Genomic DNA, 501 nt, shown 5'->3' with positions numbered 1-501 from the left:
TTGATGATGTAGACGCTGTAATGCACTAACGGTATCTTCTCGTAGTGGATCACGAATAGAAAGTAGGGCCGCTATTTTCCCATTTTGTGCCAATAAGACGGGGGTTACCCCTTTCGCTGATTGGTTTTCTATTAAGGCGTTTATCTCACTTATATCAATGCCAGATTCTTTCATTAGTTTAGGATTACCTAACAGCACAATATTGCCGTCAATTTCACCACTTAACCCCATACCAGCAAGGGTTCTAAATTGGCTTATTTGCGGTAATTTAATACCTTCAGCTTTGGTTAAAATCGCTTTTGCTAATGGATGATTAGAGCCACTTTCTAGTGCGCCTGCTAATGCTAGCGCTTGAGTTTCACTTATCTGATTGAATGTGTGGATCTCAGTTACTTGTGGCATGCCTTCAGTTAAGGTACCTGTTTTATCAAAAACTAAGGTATCTAATTGGCTTGCTTGTTGTAATGCATCCGCATCACGCACTAATACGCCATATTCTGC

1 protein-coding gene is annotated in these 501 nt (G+C 40.5%); it reads right to left on the bottom strand.

The features are described 5' to 3' along the window. Nucleotides 1-501 (bottom strand): HAD family hydrolase (locus tag IE142_RS40640; protein ID WP_191889560.1); only part of this gene is annotated, 501 nt, incomplete at both ends.

Origin of the sequence: Streptomyces mutabilis (assembly GCF_014649815.1) — a bacterium.
Classification (GTDB): domain Bacteria; phylum Actinomycetota; class Actinomycetes; order Streptomycetales; family Streptomycetaceae; genus Streptomyces; species Streptomyces mutabilis.
This window is presented reverse-complemented; position numbering and strand designations above follow the sequence as displayed.